Source organism: Altererythrobacter chaiwopuensis (assembly GCF_054957735.1).
Window position 1 is genome coordinate 669,546 of the sequence record NZ_JBTXJF010000001.1, and the last position, 16,439, is coordinate 685,984.

Annotated in this window: 19 protein-coding genes; 10 read left to right on the forward strand and 9 right to left on the reverse strand. The window is 62.8% G+C overall.

Annotated elements, in window-relative coordinates; translation table 11 throughout:
- Nucleotide 1 precedes the first annotated feature (1 nt).
- The 6 genes from rsmH to ACX3VQ_RS03375 form a co-directional block, all read right to left on the reverse strand.
- Nucleotides 2-961, reverse strand: coding sequence for a 16S rRNA (cytosine(1402)-N(4))-methyltransferase RsmH (rsmH, locus tag ACX3VQ_RS03350; protein ID WP_462579538.1), 960 nt, complete (start codon nt 959-961; stop codon nt 2-4).
- The gene (locus ACX3VQ_RS03355) at nt 958-1,455 is read right to left on the reverse strand and encodes a division/cell wall cluster transcriptional repressor MraZ (RefSeq protein ID WP_462571539.1); all 498 of its coding nucleotides are present in this window, start codon (nt 1,453-1,455) and stop codon (nt 958-960) included. The genes rsmH and ACX3VQ_RS03355 overlap by 4 nt, the downstream gene beginning before the upstream one ends.
- A 414-nt stretch (nt 1,456-1,869) precedes the next feature.
- Nucleotides 1,870-2,667 carry a Gldg family protein gene (locus ACX3VQ_RS03360; RefSeq protein WP_462579539.1) on the reverse strand — a complete coding sequence of 266 codons (798 nt, stop codon included), beginning with the start codon at nt 2,665-2,667 and terminating at the stop codon, nt 1,870-1,872.
- On the reverse strand, nt 2,642-3,025 hold the full coding sequence (locus ACX3VQ_RS03365; RefSeq protein WP_462571537.1) for a hypothetical protein: 384 nt from the start codon (nt 3,023-3,025) through the stop codon (nt 2,642-2,644). Before ACX3VQ_RS03365 ends, ACX3VQ_RS03360 begins: the two co-directional genes overlap by 26 nt.
- A gap of 72 nt (nt 3,026-3,097) precedes the next feature.
- The gene (locus ACX3VQ_RS03370) at nt 3,098-4,102 is read right to left on the reverse strand and encodes a cysteine synthase A (RefSeq protein ID WP_462571536.1); all 1,005 of its coding nucleotides are present in this window, start codon (nt 4,100-4,102) and stop codon (nt 3,098-3,100) included.
- Nucleotides 4,103-4,144: 42 nt separating this feature from the next.
- The gene (locus tag ACX3VQ_RS03375) at nt 4,145-4,462 is read right to left on the reverse strand and encodes a 2Fe-2S iron-sulfur cluster-binding family protein (RefSeq protein ID WP_462571535.1); all 318 of its coding nucleotides are present in this window, start codon (nt 4,460-4,462) and stop codon (nt 4,145-4,147) included.
- A gap of 103 nt (nt 4,463-4,565) precedes the next feature.
- Between ACX3VQ_RS03375 and ACX3VQ_RS03380 the strand changes: the two genes are divergently transcribed.
- The 3 genes from ACX3VQ_RS03380 to ACX3VQ_RS03390 all read left to right on the forward strand — a co-directional run bounded on the left by ACX3VQ_RS03380 (nt 4,566) and on the right by ACX3VQ_RS03390 (nt 8,207).
- Nucleotides 4,566-5,183 (forward strand): DNA-3-methyladenine glycosylase family protein, encoded by a 618-nt coding sequence (locus tag ACX3VQ_RS03380; RefSeq protein WP_462571534.1) that lies wholly within the window; start codon nt 4,566-4,568, stop codon nt 5,181-5,183.
- A 72-nt stretch (nt 5,184-5,255) separates the two neighbouring features.
- Entirely contained in the window at nt 5,256-7,328 is a 2,073-nt protein-coding gene (locus ACX3VQ_RS03385) for a S9 family peptidase (RefSeq protein ID WP_462579540.1), read from the forward strand.
- 75 nt (nt 7,329-7,403) lie between these two features.
- Nucleotides 7,404-8,207, forward strand: a complete 804-nt coding sequence (locus ACX3VQ_RS03390) for an SDR family oxidoreductase (RefSeq protein WP_462579541.1) — start codon at nt 7,404-7,406, stop codon at nt 8,205-8,207.
- Nucleotides 8,208-8,217: 10 nt separating this feature from the next.
- Here ACX3VQ_RS03390 and ACX3VQ_RS03395 read toward each other — a convergent pair whose 3' ends face one another.
- A complete protein-coding gene (locus tag ACX3VQ_RS03395) occupies nt 8,218-8,508 on the reverse strand; it encodes a 4a-hydroxytetrahydrobiopterin dehydratase (RefSeq protein WP_462571531.1) in 291 nt (96 codons plus the stop codon).
- Nucleotides 8,509-8,571: 63 nt separating this feature from the next.
- On the opposite strand from ACX3VQ_RS03395, the gene ccmA reads away from it, so the two are divergent.
- On the forward strand, nt 8,572-9,153 hold the full coding sequence (ccmA, locus tag ACX3VQ_RS03400) for a heme ABC exporter ATP-binding protein CcmA (protein WP_462579543.1): 582 nt from the start codon (nt 8,572-8,574) through the stop codon (nt 9,151-9,153).
- Nucleotides 9,150-9,803 carry a heme exporter protein CcmB gene (locus ACX3VQ_RS03405; protein ID WP_462579544.1) on the forward strand — a complete coding sequence of 218 codons (654 nt, stop codon included), beginning with the start codon at nt 9,150-9,152 and terminating at the stop codon, nt 9,801-9,803. The genes ccmA and ACX3VQ_RS03405 overlap by 4 nt, the downstream gene beginning before the upstream one ends.
- 237 nt (nt 9,804-10,040) lie before the next feature.
- Here ACX3VQ_RS03405 and ACX3VQ_RS03410 read toward each other — a convergent pair whose 3' ends face one another.
- Both ACX3VQ_RS03410 and map read right to left on the reverse strand, forming a co-directional pair.
- Entirely contained in the window at nt 10,041-10,508 is a 468-nt protein-coding gene (locus tag ACX3VQ_RS03410; protein ID WP_462579545.1) for a hypothetical protein, read from the reverse strand.
- Between the two features lie 43 nt (nt 10,509-10,551).
- Entirely contained in the window at nt 10,552-11,379 is an 828-nt protein-coding gene (gene map / locus ACX3VQ_RS03415; RefSeq protein ID WP_462579547.1) for a type I methionyl aminopeptidase, read from the reverse strand.
- Between the two features lie 70 nt (nt 11,380-11,449).
- Between map and ACX3VQ_RS03420 the strand changes: the two genes are divergently transcribed.
- From ACX3VQ_RS03420 to glnA, 5 genes are all read left to right on the forward strand, one after another.
- Entirely contained in the window at nt 11,450-12,841 is a 1,392-nt protein-coding gene (locus ACX3VQ_RS03420; protein WP_462579548.1) for a leucyl aminopeptidase family protein, read from the forward strand.
- A 96-nt stretch (nt 12,842-12,937) separates the two neighbouring features.
- A complete protein-coding gene (locus ACX3VQ_RS03425) occupies nt 12,938-13,288 on the forward strand; it encodes a hypothetical protein (protein ID WP_462579550.1) in 351 nt (116 codons plus the stop codon).
- A gap of 11 nt (nt 13,289-13,299) precedes the next feature.
- Nucleotides 13,300-14,226 (forward strand): N-acetyl-gamma-glutamyl-phosphate reductase, encoded by a 927-nt coding sequence (gene argC / locus ACX3VQ_RS03430; RefSeq protein WP_462579551.1) that lies wholly within the window; start codon nt 13,300-13,302, stop codon nt 14,224-14,226.
- A gap of 265 nt (nt 14,227-14,491) precedes the next feature.
- Nucleotides 14,492-14,830, forward strand: a complete 339-nt coding sequence (locus ACX3VQ_RS03435; RefSeq protein WP_462571524.1) for a P-II family nitrogen regulator — start codon at nt 14,492-14,494, stop codon at nt 14,828-14,830.
- Between the two features lie 99 nt (nt 14,831-14,929).
- Nucleotides 14,930-16,339, forward strand: a complete 1,410-nt coding sequence (glnA, locus tag ACX3VQ_RS03440) for a type I glutamate--ammonia ligase (RefSeq protein WP_462571523.1) — start codon at nt 14,930-14,932, stop codon at nt 16,337-16,339.
- Nucleotides 16,340-16,439: the final 100 nt, after the last annotated feature.

Consider the following 16,439-nt stretch of genomic DNA (forward strand, 5'->3'; position numbering starts at 1 on the left):
TTCATGCGGCTTCCTTTCGCGCTGGAATCGCGCTGCGAACGGCGTGGCGCAGCGTGGAGGAGCGGGCGCGCGGATTGCGCGCGATCTCGGCGTCCGAGGGACGGATCGCCTTGGAGATATGGGTAAAGATTGCGGGTTCCGCATTCGCTTCGGGCAGGTAGCGTGATCCGCCCCTGCCGCCGGCGGCATCGCGCAGGAAGTGCTTGACGATGCGATCTTCCAGGCTGTGAAAGCTTACTACCGCCAGCCTGCCGCCTGCGCGCAGTATGCATTCTGCAGCGTGGAGCCCTTCGCGCAATTCGTCCAGCTCGCCGTTCACATGGATGCGGACCGCCTGGAAACTGCGGGTGGCAGGATCCTTCTTGTCGCTTGGCTTGTAACCCAGCGCCTTGCGCACCACGCGGGCAAGATCGCCGGTCGTTTCAAGCGGGCGCGCCGCCACAATTGCACGGGCGACCCGGCGTGACTGGCGCTCTTCACCATATTCATAAAGCACGTTGGCGATGGTTTCGGCTTCAGCGGTGTTGAGGAAATCGGCCGCGCTTTCGCCTTCCTGGCTCATCCGCATGTCGAGCGGGCCATCAGACGAAAAGGCAAAGCCGCGCTCTGCCTGGTCGAGCTGCATCGAGGAGACGCCGATATCCATCGCCACCCCGTCAACTTGCGCGATTCCGGCCTCCGCCAGCGCGACTGCCATTTCGGAAAAGCGCCGCGGATGGAGCACGAGACGCGGAGGGGTAATTCGCGCCTCGGCCCATCCGCGGCCCTGCGCGATCGCATCCGGATCGCGGTCAAAGGCATGGACGGTTGCGCCGCGATCAAGCAGCGCGCGGGTGTAGCCACCCGCACCGAAAGTAGCATCGACGATCACATCGCCGGGCTGCGGATCGAGCGCGGCGATGACTTCATCAAGGAGAACGGGGATATGCGGGGCGTCGTTTTCTGGGGCGGCGGATCTCATTTCCGCGCCCCCTTGCCCTTGGCCTCAGCCTCGGCAACTAGATTGGCGCAGGCGGCTTGCGCAGCTTCCCATTGCCCGTCCATCTGCGCAAGTTCGGCAGGGTTCCAGATGGTGAAGAAGCGGCCAGCACCCTGGAAATAAAGCCCGTCATCGACCCGGCCGAGATTGCGCAAGTGCTCGGGCATGATGAAGCGGCCACTGTCATCGAAGGGAACCTGGGCGAAGCCGAACAGCTGGTTGGCGCGCAGATCGCGGTCAAAATCCCGGCCGAGGCGCAGCGCGCGTTCTTCCTCGCGGTCAAGCTGGGTTTCCAGTTCGTCATTGCGCGAAAGGCCGAAGCCGACGAGGCAGTTCCAGCGGTCATGCTTGTCAAGGCAGAGCACGCGCCCGCCCGAGCTTTCCTTTACCGCCTTGCGGAAGGATGGAGGAAGGACAAAGCGGCCCTTGTCGCCAGCGGGCGAATAGGCCTGTCCACTATAACCTCCGAAAGACACTGTTCCTCTCCGCCCTGTTCCCCAAGCCCCTTCGCCCCGACAGACACAGCTTCCCCGCCGCCGCCAGCGCGTAACCGTGGGCGGCACGCTCACCTGAGGGGGAGCGCACAACGAAACATCATGTCTGATGGTCCTTGGACATATCGCGGGTGATGCGGGGATGGAAGGGATTTTTACGGGATTTCACGGGAAAAGATGGTAAAGAATTGATTTACAATACAAAGATTCTTCATCGTCTTACCAGGGTATTTCGCCATTTGCCCCAGGTCCGGCACGCAATTCCCTGTTTTCCAGCCAGATTCGGTCGCTTCGAGTCGTTTGCAGCCATGCTTTCCCGCAATTTCCCCATCGGGACAGAACAGTTACCTAAAGCGACAGAGGAACGCACAGCCCCTCTGTCTGCCGACAGCAAGCCTACTCCAGCCCGAAAGCGACCAGATCGTTCATTTGCTGCTCCGCATCGCCGATTGGCCTGGCCAATTCAAACAGCGCGGCGTCGGCCACGATCGTTACCCGGCCCGCACCCAACCGGCACTGGGCGGCAATGCCATTGCCCAGAACGCGGCAGTCACCGCGCGCTGCCAGATCATCTGGTGTTGCACCGTACGGCGGGTCCCGCGCAATCAGTTCTCCCGCCAGCGCTACCGGCAGGGCGCCCGAACCATAGTCCACCATCTGCACCGTCAGCGGCTGCAATTCGCGATATTGCATCGCCAGCCCCCAGCGAGCGATCACGGGCGGGATCAGCCCCACTGTCACCGGATGGCGCGGATCACCCAGCGGCACCGCATATTGGCCGGTCAGCATCGGATCGAGCGCGAACAGCAAATGCCCGCCGCCGCGCACCCATGCATCAAGCGCGGCATTGTCTTGCGGGCTGAGCCCGCGTGGCTGGACGATCAGCAGCCGCCGAAGCCCCGCCAGTGGCGGCTCCCCGCCATGTCCACCATCAGCTGCCAGCGCATCGAGCGGCATAATCTTGTAGTTCTGCTCGAGCGTGCGCCGCACCCACGGCAATTCGCCGCTGCCATCGATCATGGTGACCATGTCCGCGCCTTCGGGCCAATAAATCGGCAGACTGGTCATCAGCCCCACGGTCGGCCTGTCGGTGGGCCGCGTCGATTGCTGCCACGCCCACATCGCACCAGCCGCTGCCAGCACTAGCAGAAGACCTGCCAGTGCGAAGCTAAGACGATGTGCCGGCCGGGCCATTGCCTTGCTCGGGCACGATTGCGGGCTTCTGGGTAGGGGTTGGTTCCGCCGGAAGATCAGGCACCACCCCCGCATCGGCAAGCGGATCGCTGAGCGGCGTCGGCCCGGACGGCTGCACCGTGGGCGCCGCTTCGGGTACGGAGCGCTCTTCAGTCACGCGCGCACGATCCTGGATGATATTGGCCAGCCCCACCAACAGGACCATGGCGGCCAAGCCCGACAGCCCAACCTGCAGGCGCTGGACCGTCTGTTTCCGGTTCGCCGCCGTCAAGGCGTCAGCCGCATCACCATCGCTCGCGTCCGTTTCCGGTTCGTCGCCGCGCAGTTTGGGCAATTTGATAAGGTCACGCGTAGCCATGAATATCACGCTAGGGGAATGCGGCGCCCAGTCAATCGCCGGTTCAATCGCCGCATGGCCGGGACCGCCCGATTACAGCCATTCGAACACCGGCAGATTCTTCGAGCGCAGCCATTCAGCATTGTAGAGCGTGGAAAGATAGCGGAAGCCCGTGTCGCACAGGATGGTGGCGACCCGCGCATCCTTGCGCCCCTCTGCCACCAGCTTCCTGCCCAGCTCGACCGCGCCCGCGACATTGATGCCCGAGGAGAGGCCGAGACACAGCCCTTCCTCGCGCAGCAACCTGCCAACCCAGTGCAACCCCTCCTCGTCAGAGATGCGGTACTGGTCATCGATCGGCGCGCCTTCAAGATTGGCGGTGATCCGGCCCTGCCCGATCCCTTCGGCAACCGAAGAACCTTCCGCCTTGAGCTCGCCAGTGGCGTAGTAATTGTAGAGCGCGGCGCCATGTGGATCGGTCAGCGCGATACGGACATTTTCGTCGAACGCCTTCAGCCCCATGCCGACGCCCGCGATCGTGCCGCCTGTGCCAGCCGCGCAGGTGAAGCCATCAATCCGGCCTTCGAGCTGCTCCCAGAGCTCGGGCGCGGTGCCTTCGATATGCGCCTTGCGGTTGGCGATATTGTCAAACTGGTTGGCCCACACCGCGCCGGGCGTTTCCTCGGCCAAGCGGCGCGAAGTGTGCACGAAATGGCTGGGATCGGCGAACTTGGTCGGCGGCACCAGCACAAGCTCCGCGCCAAGCGCACGCAGCGTGTCCATCTTTTCCTTCGACTGGTTGTCCGGCATCACGATCACGGTCTTGTAACCGCGCGCATTGGCGACCAGCGCAATGCCGATGCCGGTATTGCCCGCCGTGCCTTCAACCACCGTGCCGCCCGGCTCGATCTCGCCGCGCGCCTCGGCGTCGCGGATGATATAGAGCGCCGCACGGTCTTTGACCGAAGAGCCCGGATTGGCGAATTCGCACTTGCCCCAGATTTCGCAGCCGGCCACCTGGCTTGGCCCCTTGAGCAGCACGAGCGGGGTGTGCCCGATCAGGTCGAGCGTCGAAGCATAAGGCTTGGTAATGTTCATGAAATGCGATCTAGGGCGTCCCACCCCTTCCCGCAATCAAGATCAATCTTCAGGCGCGATAGTAACCTTCAGCCCGTCAAGCGCATCGGTGAATGCGATCTGGCACGACAGGCGCGAATTTTCGGCGCGATGATCCGAGCTTTCGAGCAGGTCATCTTCATCCTCGCTCATCTCTGGCAGCTTGGCTACGAAAGCAGGATCGACCAGCACATGGCAGGTCGCACAGGAACAGCACCCGCCGCACAGTGCCAGCAGTTCGTCAAAGCCATTGTCGCGGATCGCCTCCATCACGGTCAGGCCATCTTCAACATCGATGGTTGATTCTTCACCTTCACGGTTGACGACTGTGAGCTTGGGCATGTTCAACTTTCTCTCTAGCCAGTTTGGCGCCGCAGCGCCCTATCAGTCTTTCGGGCGGGCTGCTAAGCGGTGGCGCACCAATTTGCAAGCAGGAGAAAAGGTAGTGGGACTGGGCGCCAGCGCCATCCGGAACGGACTCGACGAACTGGCCGGGCGCGACGCACGCATCGCGCGCGCGCTTGAGCGGGTCGGCTATCCCGAGCCGCGCATCCGCGAAACCGGCTACAAGACCCTGCTGCGCACCATCGTGGGCCAGCAGGTCTCGGTCGCTGCGGCAAGCAGTATGTGGAACAAGCTGGAAGCCGAGCTGGGCCCGGATTTTACCGCGGCCTGCCTGCTGAGCCGCGATTTCGACAGCTTGCGCGCCTGCGGCCTCTCGCGCCAGAAACAGGGTTATGCCCGGTCCTTGTGCGAGCTGGTGGCGGCTGGCGAGCTGGATTTCGATGCCTTGCCCGCTGACGATGAAGCGGCGATCGCCGAACTCACGCGGATCAAGGGCATCGGGCGCTGGTCAGCCGAGATTTACCTGTTGTTCGCAGAAGGCCGCACCGACATCTGGCCCGCTGGCGATCTGGCGGTGCAGGAAGGGGTCAGGCGGCTGCTCGATCTGCCCGAGCGCCCGGCCGAAAAGCCGACCCGCGAGCTGGCCGAAGCGTGGCGCCCGCATCGCGGCGCGATGGCGATATTCACCTGGCACTTTTACGCCAATCCGGCGTTGTAGAGGACTATTGCCAAGTGAAATCCAGTGTGTATTGTTCGCGCAATACACTCTTTGAGCCGGAGATGTTTTCCCATGACTAAGCGAAACCTGACACGCTGCCTTGTGACCACCGCTTTGGCAGGGGCAGCTTTTGCCATGCCCACCGCGGCCAGCGCAGATCATCACGCAACCAACGGAGCCACGATGCACCACCACCACGAAGCCGCCCCATTGATCCCGCGCGATGCCCTGTTCGGCAACCCCACCCGCGCTTCGGGCCAGATCAGCCCCGACGGCAAGTGGCTGAGCTGGCTGGCCCCCAAGGACGGCGTGCTCAACGTGTGGATGGCCCCGGTCGGCAATCCCGATGATGCCAAGGTCATGACCGATGCCAAGGATCGCCCGATCCGGCAGTATTTCTGGTCACCCGATTCGCAAAGCCTGCTCTATATCCAGGACAAGGGCGGCGATGAGAATTTCCTGCTCTACGGCGTCAATATTGCCAGCGGCACGGAAACCACCCTCACCCCGTTCGAGAACACCCGTGTGCAGGTGATTGGTGGTTCGGAGAGTATCCGCGACAAGATCCTGGTCGGGCTGAATAATCGCAACCCGCAATTCCATGACGTGCATTTGCTTGATCTCAACACCGGCACGCTCACCATGGTGCTGCAGAATGAAAGCTATGCCGGTTTCATGGCCGATGACACGCTGACCGTGCGCATGGCCATGCGCCAGAACGCCGAAGGCGGGACCGATTATTTCCGCGTGGTCGACAATGCCGTGGCAGCAGAGCCCTTTTCCTCCACCGGGATGGAAGACTCGCTCACCACCAACCCGGCCGGCTATACCAATGACGGATCGATCCTTTACTGGCTCGACAGCCGCGGTCGCAACACGGCGGCGCTCTATGCCGAGGATGTCGCCAGCGGCGAACGCACGCTGGTCGCCCAGAATGACAAGGCCGATATCGGCGGCACCATGCGCGATCCCAAGACCGGCGTGATCGAGGCCTATTCGGCCGAATATCTCACCACCGAATGGACCGCGATCGCCCCCGACATCGCTGCCGCGCTCGAATTCCTGGACAGCAAGCTCGAGGGCGAATTCGGAGTCCAGTCGCGCACCGACGATGACAGCACATGGATCGTGTGGAACGATCCGCTGACCGCTCCCAGCGCGACCTATATCTATGACCGCACCAAGGGCACGCTCGAGCATTTCTATACCACCAGGCCCGAGCTTGAAGGCGCGCCATTGCAGCCGATGCAGCCGGTCGAGATTGCCAGCCGCGACGGGCTGACCCTGCCTTCCTATCTCACCCTGCCGCCGGGCAGCGATGCCGATGGCAATGGCAGGCCCGAAAAAGCGGTGCCGATGGTGCTGTTCGTCCATGGCGGCCCCTGGGCGCGCGATTCCTACGGCTTCAACACGGTTCACCAGTTGCTGGCCAATCGCGGCTATGCCGTGCTCTCGGTCAACTATCGCGGATCGACCGGGTTCGGGAAGGACTTCCTCAACGCCGCCAATCTGCAATGGGGCCTGAAGATGCATGACGATCTGATCGACGCCACCAACTGGGCGATCGACCAGGGCATCACCGGCAAGGACCAGGTCGCGATCATGGGCGGTTCCTATGGCGGCTATGCCACGCTGGCGGGGCTTGCCTTCACGCCCGAGACATTCGCCTGCGGGGTCGACATCGTCGGCCCGTCCAACCTCGAGACCCTGCTTTCCACCATCCCGCCCTATTGGGCGCCGCTGGTGAAGGTGTTCCACACCCGCATGGGTGACCCCAATACCGAAGAGGGGCTGGCACTGCTCAAGGCGGCAAGCCCGCTCTACAAGGCTGACCAGATCACCAAGCCGCTGCTGATCGCGCAGGGCGCCAATGACCCGCGCGTGAAGCAGGCCGAAAGCGACCAGATCGTGGGCGCGATGAAGGCGGCCGGGATCCCGGTCACTTATGTGCTCTATCCCGATGAAGGCCACGGCTTTGCCAAGCCGACCAACAACATCGCCTTTTTCGGTATCGCCGAGAACTTCCTGAGCGAATGCCTGGGCGGGCGGGCAGAGCCGCTGGGCGATGTGCTGAAGCCTTCGACCACTCAAATTCTCGAAGGCGCCGAGCATGTGAAGGGGCTGGAAGCTGCAATCGGCAGCTGACATCAATGTAAATAGCTGACAAACACGCCGCGTGAGGTTACCTCCTCACGCGGTTTGTTTTTGGGAGAGCGCAACGTGAGCGAACGCAGGTCAATCTTCATCACCGGCGGTGGATCGGGCATCGGGCGGGCGGTAGCGGTCTATTTCGCCGAGCGCGGCTGGTTCGTCGGCGTGGCCGACATCAACGAGCAGGGGATGCAGGATACACTTGGCCTGATCGAAGGCGGCTTCAAATATGCCCACAAGCTCGACGTGCGTGACCGCGCGGCATGGGACGCGGCGCTCGCGGCCTTCTCAACCGCAGCAGGCGGGCGGATCGATGTGGTGTTCAACAATGCAGGCGTGGGACACGGCGGGCCGCTCGCGCAGCAACCGGACGAGGAGATCGAGCGGGTGCTCGATATCAATGTGAAGGGCGTGCTCTATGGCGCGCAGGCAGCCTATCCGCATCTGAAGAAAACCGCGCCGGGATCGGCGCTGATCAACACTGCCAGCCTGGCGGGCATCATCGGCGCGCCCAACATGTCGGTCTATTGCGCCAGCAAATGGGCGGTGCGCGGCCTGACGCGCAGCCTCGATGCGGAATGGGCAGGTGACGGGATCAAGGTCGCGGCGCTGTGCCCCGGCTTTATCGACACACCGATCATCGAGCAGACCGCGAAGGAATCGAACCGCACCGTGAAGGAAGGCCTGATCGAGGCCGGGGTGGAAGTTTCGCCCGTATCCGCCGTGCCCAAAGTGGTGTGGGACGCAGTGCATGGCGACAAGCTTGATTATACCGTGGGCAAGATGGCCAGCCGTTTGCAGTTCCTCTCACGCTTCCTGCCCGGCAAGGTGCGCAAGGAAATGCGCAATCAGGGCGTGGGCGCGGAACTCTAAAGCCCCAAAGTCAGATCAGCGCGTCGATCGCCGCAGCCATCACTGCATCGCGTTCCGACAAGCCATCCGCGTCATGCGTGGTGAGCGTGATTTCGACGCGATTGTAGACGTTGAACCATTCGGGGTGGTGGTCATGCGCCTCGGCCAGCAGCGCCACCCGGTTCATGAAGCCCCAGGCCTCGCTGAAATTCGCGAACTTGAAGCTCCGCTCGATCGCCTTGCCGCCGCGCGCGATCGACCAGTGGGGATGCGCGGCGAGCAGCGTATCGCATTCGGCATCGGTGAGTTGGGGAACTGACATGCGGTTTCTCCTCTTGGCGCATCTGCTTGTTCGTGCACATCCTTTCGCCTAACGCTGCAAGTGATGCAAGCACACCTCGCCGCAACTGACCTTGCCTGCATGAGAGGCGAGCGCCTGCTGTTCCGCGGGCTTTCGCTGTCGCTGGGGTCGGGGGAAGTGCTGCATGTCACAGGCGAAAACGGCACCGGCAAGACCAGCCTGCTGCGTATTCTGGCGGGATTGCTTTCGCCATATGCAGGCGATGTATCGCATGAAGGCGGCATCGGCATGCTGGATGAGCGGCCCGCGCTCGATCCAGACCAGCCGCTGGGTAAGGCGCTGCGCTTCTGGCAGATGGTCGATGGCTGCGATGATGCGTCAGCAGCGATTTCGGCGATGGAGCTTGATGCGCTGCTCGAAGTGCCGGTGCGCTATCTCTCAACCGGGCAGCGCAAGCGCGCGGCGATGGCGCGGCTGATGGGCCAGAATGCGCCGATCTGGCTGCTCGACGAGCCGCTGAGCGGGCTTGATGTTTCCTCGCAGGCGCGCATTGCCGAAACCGTCAGCGCGCATGCCGCAGCGGGCGGGATCGTGGTGCTCGCTTCGCACCAGCCGCTAATGGTCGAGCGACTGACCATGTTTGCGCTGGCGGAGTTCATCCCGTGATCTGGCCGCTGCTCAAGCGCGATCTGGCGCGGTTGATGCCCTTTGCGGGCGGCGGCGGCGCTGCATTGCCACTGCTGTTCTTCCTCGCCATCGCCATGCTCTATCCCTTCGCGGTGGGGCCAGACGCGCCGCTGCTGGCGCGCACCGGCGGCGGCGTGCTGTGGATCGCGGCGCTGCTCGCGGCGATCCTGCCGCTCGACCGGCTGGTGCTGCCCGATATCGAGCTGGGCCTGTTCGATCAGCTGAAACTGCGCGGCGTGACCGAAGAGTTGGTGATGGCGGTGCGCCTGCTCGCGCATTGGCTCAGCTTCGGGCCGCTGCTGATGCTGGCATGCTTTCCGGCTGCGGCGCTGCTCAAGCTGGAGGGCGAGACGCTGCGCCTGCTGCTTCTGGGCCTGCTCGCGGGCACGCCGGGGCTGGCGGCGGTCGGCCTCATGATCGCCGCGCTGACGGCGGGGCTGCGCGCGGGCGCGGCGCTGTCAGGCTTGCTGCTGATCCCGCTCGCGCTGCCGATCCTGATCTTCGGCGCGGGCGCACTCGAACGCGGCGATCCGGCAACGCTGGGCTTTTCCGCCGCAATCAGCCTGCTGCTGACGGCGATCACGCCCTTCGCTGCGGGCGCTGCTATCAGAGCTGGGAGAGAGGGTTAATTACCTTCGTCATTGCGAGGAGCCCCGAACTCGCTTCGGGACGACGCGGCAATCCATCGACCAGCCGTTTCATGCACCTGCTAGGTCAGAAGCTGGATTGCTTCGCCTTCGGCTCGCAATGACGAGGAAAAGCTGGATCCCGAATCAAGTCCGGGATGACGAACCGGATTGGTGGCGATCACGCCCTTCGCTGCGGGCGCTGCGATCAGGGCCGGGAGGGAGGGTTAGAGTTCGAAGTTAATCGAAGTCATCAACTACAACAGGCAAATTCTTCGTCAAAATCCATGCGAAGAACGCTGCGATGATAAATGTCATCAGCGCGCCAAGAATAACTCCGAAGACTAGGCTCAGGGCAAACGCGCTCGCTTCAATCGGTGTTCCTCCGTCGGACATTGCCGCATTCAGTCCTTCAAGTGAGAACGGCTGACCTGCTTCAAGAATCATGAGGAAAAAAATTCCAACACTGATTGCAATCTCACCAATGGTCACGCCCCCAGCAAAGCTAAAAATTTCGCCTTTGAGCATCGGGCGCTTGACCGTTCTAGCAAACCAGAAAACTGCTGCGGCCACCGCTGCGATTGCAGCGGGTGTACTCAAGTCAGGCACCTTATCAGGGTCGATGTCAGGAAAAACGTAGACTGAACCCATGAGTGTCAAGACTGTTGCAGCTTTGACCGCGACTGCGACAGCTATGAAGCGAAACATATTCGACCCCCAATTGAACCAATTGATTATCAGGGGATTACCCTCAGTAAGGCGGCTTATCCAGCCCCTTCGGGCTCTTGGTGAATATCTCCACCCCGCTCTCGGTAATGCCGATCGAGTGTTCGAACTGCGCGCTCAATGATTTGTCGCGGGTCACTGCGGTCCAACCGTCGCTCAGCACCTTGGCCCAGGGCTTGCCCGCGTTGATCATCGGCTCGATGGTGAAGAACATGCCCGGCCTCAGCTCCGGCCCGGTGCCTGCCCGCCCCGCATGCACAACCTCGGGCGCATCATGGAACAGCCGCCCCAGCCCGTGCCCGCAGAATTCGCGCACCACGCCGTAGCGATACTGATGCGCATGCGCCTCGATCGCGGCGCCAATATCGCCCAGCCGCGCGCCGGGCTTCGATGCCGCCTCGATCCCCAGCATCAGGCATTCATAGGTGACGTCAACGAGCCGCATCGCCTTCAGCGGCGGATCGCCCGCATAGTACATGCGGCTGGTGTCGCCATGCCAGCCGTCGAGCAGCGGCGTGACATCGATATTGACGATGTCGCCATCCTTCAGCGCCTTCTCGCCCGGAATGCCGTGGCAGATCACGTGGTTGATCGAGGTGCAGCAGCTGTGCGCATAGCCGCGATAACCCAGCGTTGCGGGCACCGCGCCCGCATCCAGCATCATGCCGCGGGCAAAATCGTCAATCTGTGCCGTGGTCACGCCCGGTTTCACGAAAGTCGTCAGCTCGTCGAGGATTTCGGCGGCGAGGCGCCCGGCCTTGCGCATCCCCTCAAACCCTTCCGGCCCGTGCAGCTTGATCGTTCCGTCGCGATAGACGGTCTCGTTACCTTCGATGGTTTGGTACTGGTGCATGAATGTCCATTTAGCGATCCGCGCACAAAATTGCGAGTGACAACAAGCGCAGCGTCACTAAGTAACCCCCATGAGCAAGAAAGACGCGCTGATCCAGCCTGATCGCGGGCAAACTGCAACTACGATCCACCTTGTCACCAAGGACGGCTTCGAAGCCTGGCTGAAGCCGCTTTCGGCGGGCCAGCGAGCCGCGCTGAAGGCGCAGAAGTTCGAAGGCAAGCCCGCGCAGGTCGCCATCGTGCCCGATGGTGATGGCTGGTTTGCGGCGGGCGGGGTGGCCGATCCGGAAAAGCTCACCAGCTGGTGCCTTGCCAAGCTGGCTGAGGACTTGCCCGGCGGCACCTATCGCCTTGCCGCTGGCGATCCGGGTGCGGCGCTCCATGGCTGGCAGACCGCGCAATACAGATTCGCGCGCTATCTCAAACCGGAAGAATCGCCCACCGGGCCGCGCGTGCTGCTGAGTAACCAGGCCAGGCATCTCGACGCTGCCATTGCCGAGGCGGAGGCGGAAAACCTCGTGCGCGATCTCGTCAACACTCCGGCCGAGGACATGGGGCCTGCCGCGCTCGAAGCCGAGTTCGAAAAACTTGCCAAGGCTTTCGATGCCAGGCTGAAAGTGACCAAGGGCGATACGCTGGAAAGCGAATACCCGATGGTCCATGCGGTTGGCCGGGCGGCGGCGCGGCACCACGCCCCGCGCATGCTGCATTTGAGCTGGGGCAAGGAAAAGCACCCGGTGCTGGCGATCGTCGGCAAGGGCGTGTGCTTCGATTCGGGCGGGCTCGATATCAAGCCGGCGAGCGGCATGAAGCTGATGAAGAAGGATATGGGCGGCGCCGCGCATGCCATCGCTCTGGCGCGGCTGGTGATGAACGCGCATCTGCCCGTGCGGCTGCACCTGCTGGTGCCGGCAGTCGAGAATGCCATTGCAGGCAATGCCTTCCGCCCCGGCGATATTCTGGGCTCGCGCAAGGGGTTGACGGTGGAGATCGGCAATACCGATGCCGAAGGGCGATTGATCCTGGGCGATGCGCTGACCCGCGCGAGCGAGGAAAAGCCCGACCTGATCGTGGATTTCGCTACGCTCACCGGCGCTGCCCGCGTGGCGCTCGGCCCCGATTTCCCGGCGTTGATGACGCGCACGGACGAAACCGCGCAGGCGCTGATCGATGCGGGCAAGGCCTGCGATGACGAGCCCTGGCGCCTGCCCCTGCCCGCTGCCTATGCCGAATGGCTCAAGTCCGACATTGCCGATACCAACAACACCCATTTCAACGGCTTTGCCGGGGCGAGCGTGGCGGGCCTGTTCCTCGACAAGTTCGTGGGAGAAGGGATCGACTGGGCGCATTTTGACACCTTCGCCTGGCGCCCCTCGGCCAAGCCGGGCCGCCCCGCGGGCGGCGCTGCCTATGGCCTGCGCGCCACTTTCCACATGTTGCGCGCGCGCTACGCTGGCAAATAACCGGGCGGCGGCTAACTTGCCCGAAAGGCGCGCAATGTATAAGCGCCCGCGCAGCCCGCATCCGGCGGGTGCGATCAAACGGGGATTCGGTGCGGAATGAGTGGCGCCCAGCCATATGTGGTTCCTGAAGGCTCGCTGCGGCTGGCAGGCCCTGTTGCGCGTCCGGCGCCGGGCACGCTGCCGCTGCGGGGTGACCTGGCGCATATCGCCCTGGCGGGGCGCTATCTTGCCGCGCATTACGTGATCCCCCAACTGCGCGCAGTCGGCGCTTCCGGGGCACAGATGTTCCTGGCCGCGCGGGCGGACAGTGCTGTGGTGAGCGAACTGGCTGGCGGTTCGACGATCGAAGTGCTCGATGTTGCAGGGGCATGGGCCTGGGCCTCATTGGGGCCAGACGGGCCGAGCGGATATGTGCCGCTTCCCGCGCTCGCCGCCGCAGCGGGCTAGGCGGCCCAGCGATGGCCACCCGTATCTTCATCGATGGTGCCGCCGGGACGACGGGGCTTGAAATCCGCGAGCGGCTGGAAGGTCGCAGCGAATTCGAGCTGCTGGTGTTGGACGATGCCGAGCGCAAGAGCGAAGCCGCGCGCAAGGACGCGCTCCACGCTGCCGATATCGCAATCCTGTGCCTGCCCGATGACGCGGCGAAGGACGCGGTGAAATTGGCCGAAGGGTCTGACACGCGGATCATCGATGCCTCCTCCGCGCACCGTGTTGCTGATGGCTGGACCTACGGCTTTCCCGAGCTCGTCGGACGCGACAAAATCGCGAACGCGCAATTTGTCTCCAACCCCGGATGCTACCCCACCGGCTTTCTGGCGCTGGTCGCGCCGCTGGTGCGCGCCGGGCTGCTGCCCGCAGACTGGCCCTACACGGTCAATGCCGTCAGCGGATATTCGGGCGGCGGCAAGGCGCTGATCGAACGGTTCGAGGCCGAAGGCGCCCCGGCATTCCGCGCCTATGGCCTGGACCTGGCGCACAAGCACCGGCCCGAGATGAAGCTGCACGCCGGGCTGGCCCACGGGGTGATTTTCGCCCCTGCAGTCGTGCCGGCCTATCGCGGCATGATTGTTGAAGTGCCGCTCCATCTGGGCGCTATGCCGGGCGAGCTAACTGCCGATGGTCTTCGCGCCGCTTTGCGCGAATTCTACGCCAGCTCGGCTGTAATATCGGTTGTCGACAAGAGCGATGTCAGCGAACTTCTGCTCGAAAAGCACGCACCGCCAACCGATACAATGGAACTGTTTGCGTTCGGCAATGAAGGTGGCTGGCACGCCCGCCTTGTCGCCCGGCTCGACAACCTTGGAAAGGGCGCGTCCGGCGCCGCCATCCAGAACCTCAACATCATGTGCGGTTTGCCGGAAACGACCGGTCTTGCGCTCTGAAGCTCCTTTACTGCCTAAATTTTAGGCAGTGATGGTCTGGCTTTTGGGCATTGTGCAGCGACAGCGCAACGGCGGCGCGGCGGCATAGCCCGGCAATCCTGCCGCAAAAGCCGGATCATGCCCCGAATCCCCTGAAATAAGGCCTCCTGCCCCGCGTTTGGGCGTTTGGCACGATTCTTGGATGTGCTATTGTGAGAAATTGAACCGTCGGCCAGCGAGCGCAACCCGTTGCGATCCGCCCGGCTCACAGGGGGAGCGTAGCAACGTGAAGAAGATCGAAGCGATTATCAAACCCTTCAAGCTCGACGAGGTGAAGGAATCGCTACACGAAATCGGGGTTTCGGGCATCACCGTCACCGAAGCCAAGGGCTTTGGCCGCCAGAAAGGCCACACCGAGCTTTATCGCGGCGCCGAATATGTGGTCGATTTTCTGCCCAAGGTTAAACTTGAAGTCGTGGTGAGCGACGCGATGGCCGAAGCCGTGGTCGAAGCGATCGCCGCGGCGGCGCAAACCGGCCGCATCGGCGACGGCAAGATTTTCGTCTCGACGATCGATAGCGCGCTGCGCATCCGCACTGGCGAGAAGGACGATGACGCGATCTGATCGGGTCGCGCGGACAATAGACAAACTGGATATTTCCCACCAACCCGCCCGCAAGATACCGGGTAGAAACGTACAGACTAGCTGGAGGCAAGACTACCAATGAGCAAGGTGAAAGACGTCCTCAAACAGATCAAGGACAATGAGATCGAGTGGGTCGACCTCCGCTTTACCGACCCCAAGGGCAAGTGGCAGCACCTCACCATGTGTGCCGGTGTGATGGGGGAGGACGAATTCGAAGACGGGCTGATGTTCGACGGTTCTTCGATCGCCGGCTGGAAGGTCATCAACGAATCCGACATGATCCTGAAGCCCGATCTGGATGCGACCTGGATCGATCCGTTCAGCGCCACCCCGATGCTGATCGTCAATTGCGACATCGTCGAGCCTTCGACTGGCGACTGGTATTCGCGCGACCCGCGCACCACCGCCAAGCGCGCCGAAGCCTATCTCAAGTCAACCGGCATCGGTGACACAATCTATGTCGGCCCTGAAGCCGAATTCTTCATGTTTGACGATGTCCGCTTCGAAGACGGTTATGCCGGCTCGGGCTTCGCCATCGACGACATCGAACTGCCGACCAATACCGGCAAGGAATATGAGAGCGGCAACCTTGCCCATCGCCCGCGCGCCAAGGGCGGCTATTTCCCCGTCGCCCCGGTTGACAGCGCCGTGGACATCCGCGGCGAGATGGTTTCGACCATGCTGGAAATGGGCCTGCCGTGTGACAAGCACCACCACGAAGTGGCCGCCGCCCAGCACGAGCTGGGCCTGACCTTCGGCACGCTGGTTGAAACCGCTGACCGGATGCAGGTGTACAAGTATGTCGTGCACCAGGTCGCCCATGCCTATGGCAAGACCGCGACCTTCATGCCCAAGCCGATCAAGGCCGACAATGGTTCAGGCATGCACACCCACATGTCGATCTGGACCGACGGCAAGCCGACTTTCGCGGGCAATGAATACGCCGGCCTGTCGGAAACCTGCCTTTACTACATCGGCGGCGTGATCAAGCACGCCAAGGCGCTGAATGCCTTCACCAACCCGACCACCAACAGCTACAAGCGCCTGGTGCCTGGCTTCGAAGCTCCCGTGCTGCTTGCCTATTCGGCGCGCAACCGCTCGGCTTCGTGCCGCATCCCCTATGGCGCGGGCGACAAGGCGAAGCGCGTCGAGTTCCGCTTCCCCGATGCGATGGCCAACCCCTATCTCGCCTATTCGGCGCTGCTGATGGCGGGTCTCGACGGGATCACCAACAAGATCCACCCGGGCGAAGCGATGGACAAGAACCTCTATGACCTGCCGCCGGCAGAGCTGGCCGAGGTTCCGACCGTGTGCGGCTCGCTTCGCGAAGCACTGGAAGCGCTCGAGGCCGATCACGAGTTCCTGCTGAAAGGCGACGTGTTCACCAAGGACCAGATCGAAGCCTATGCCGAGCTCAAGTGGGAGGAGGTCATCCGCACGGAAACGACCCCCTGCCCGGTCGAATTCGACATGTATTACAGCATGTAATCGATCTTTGGATCAAAGTTCAATGGAAGGGCGTCCGGAGCGATCCGGGCGCCCTTTTTTAACGAATGTCGGCTTATCAGCAGCTGGCAAGGCATTCGAA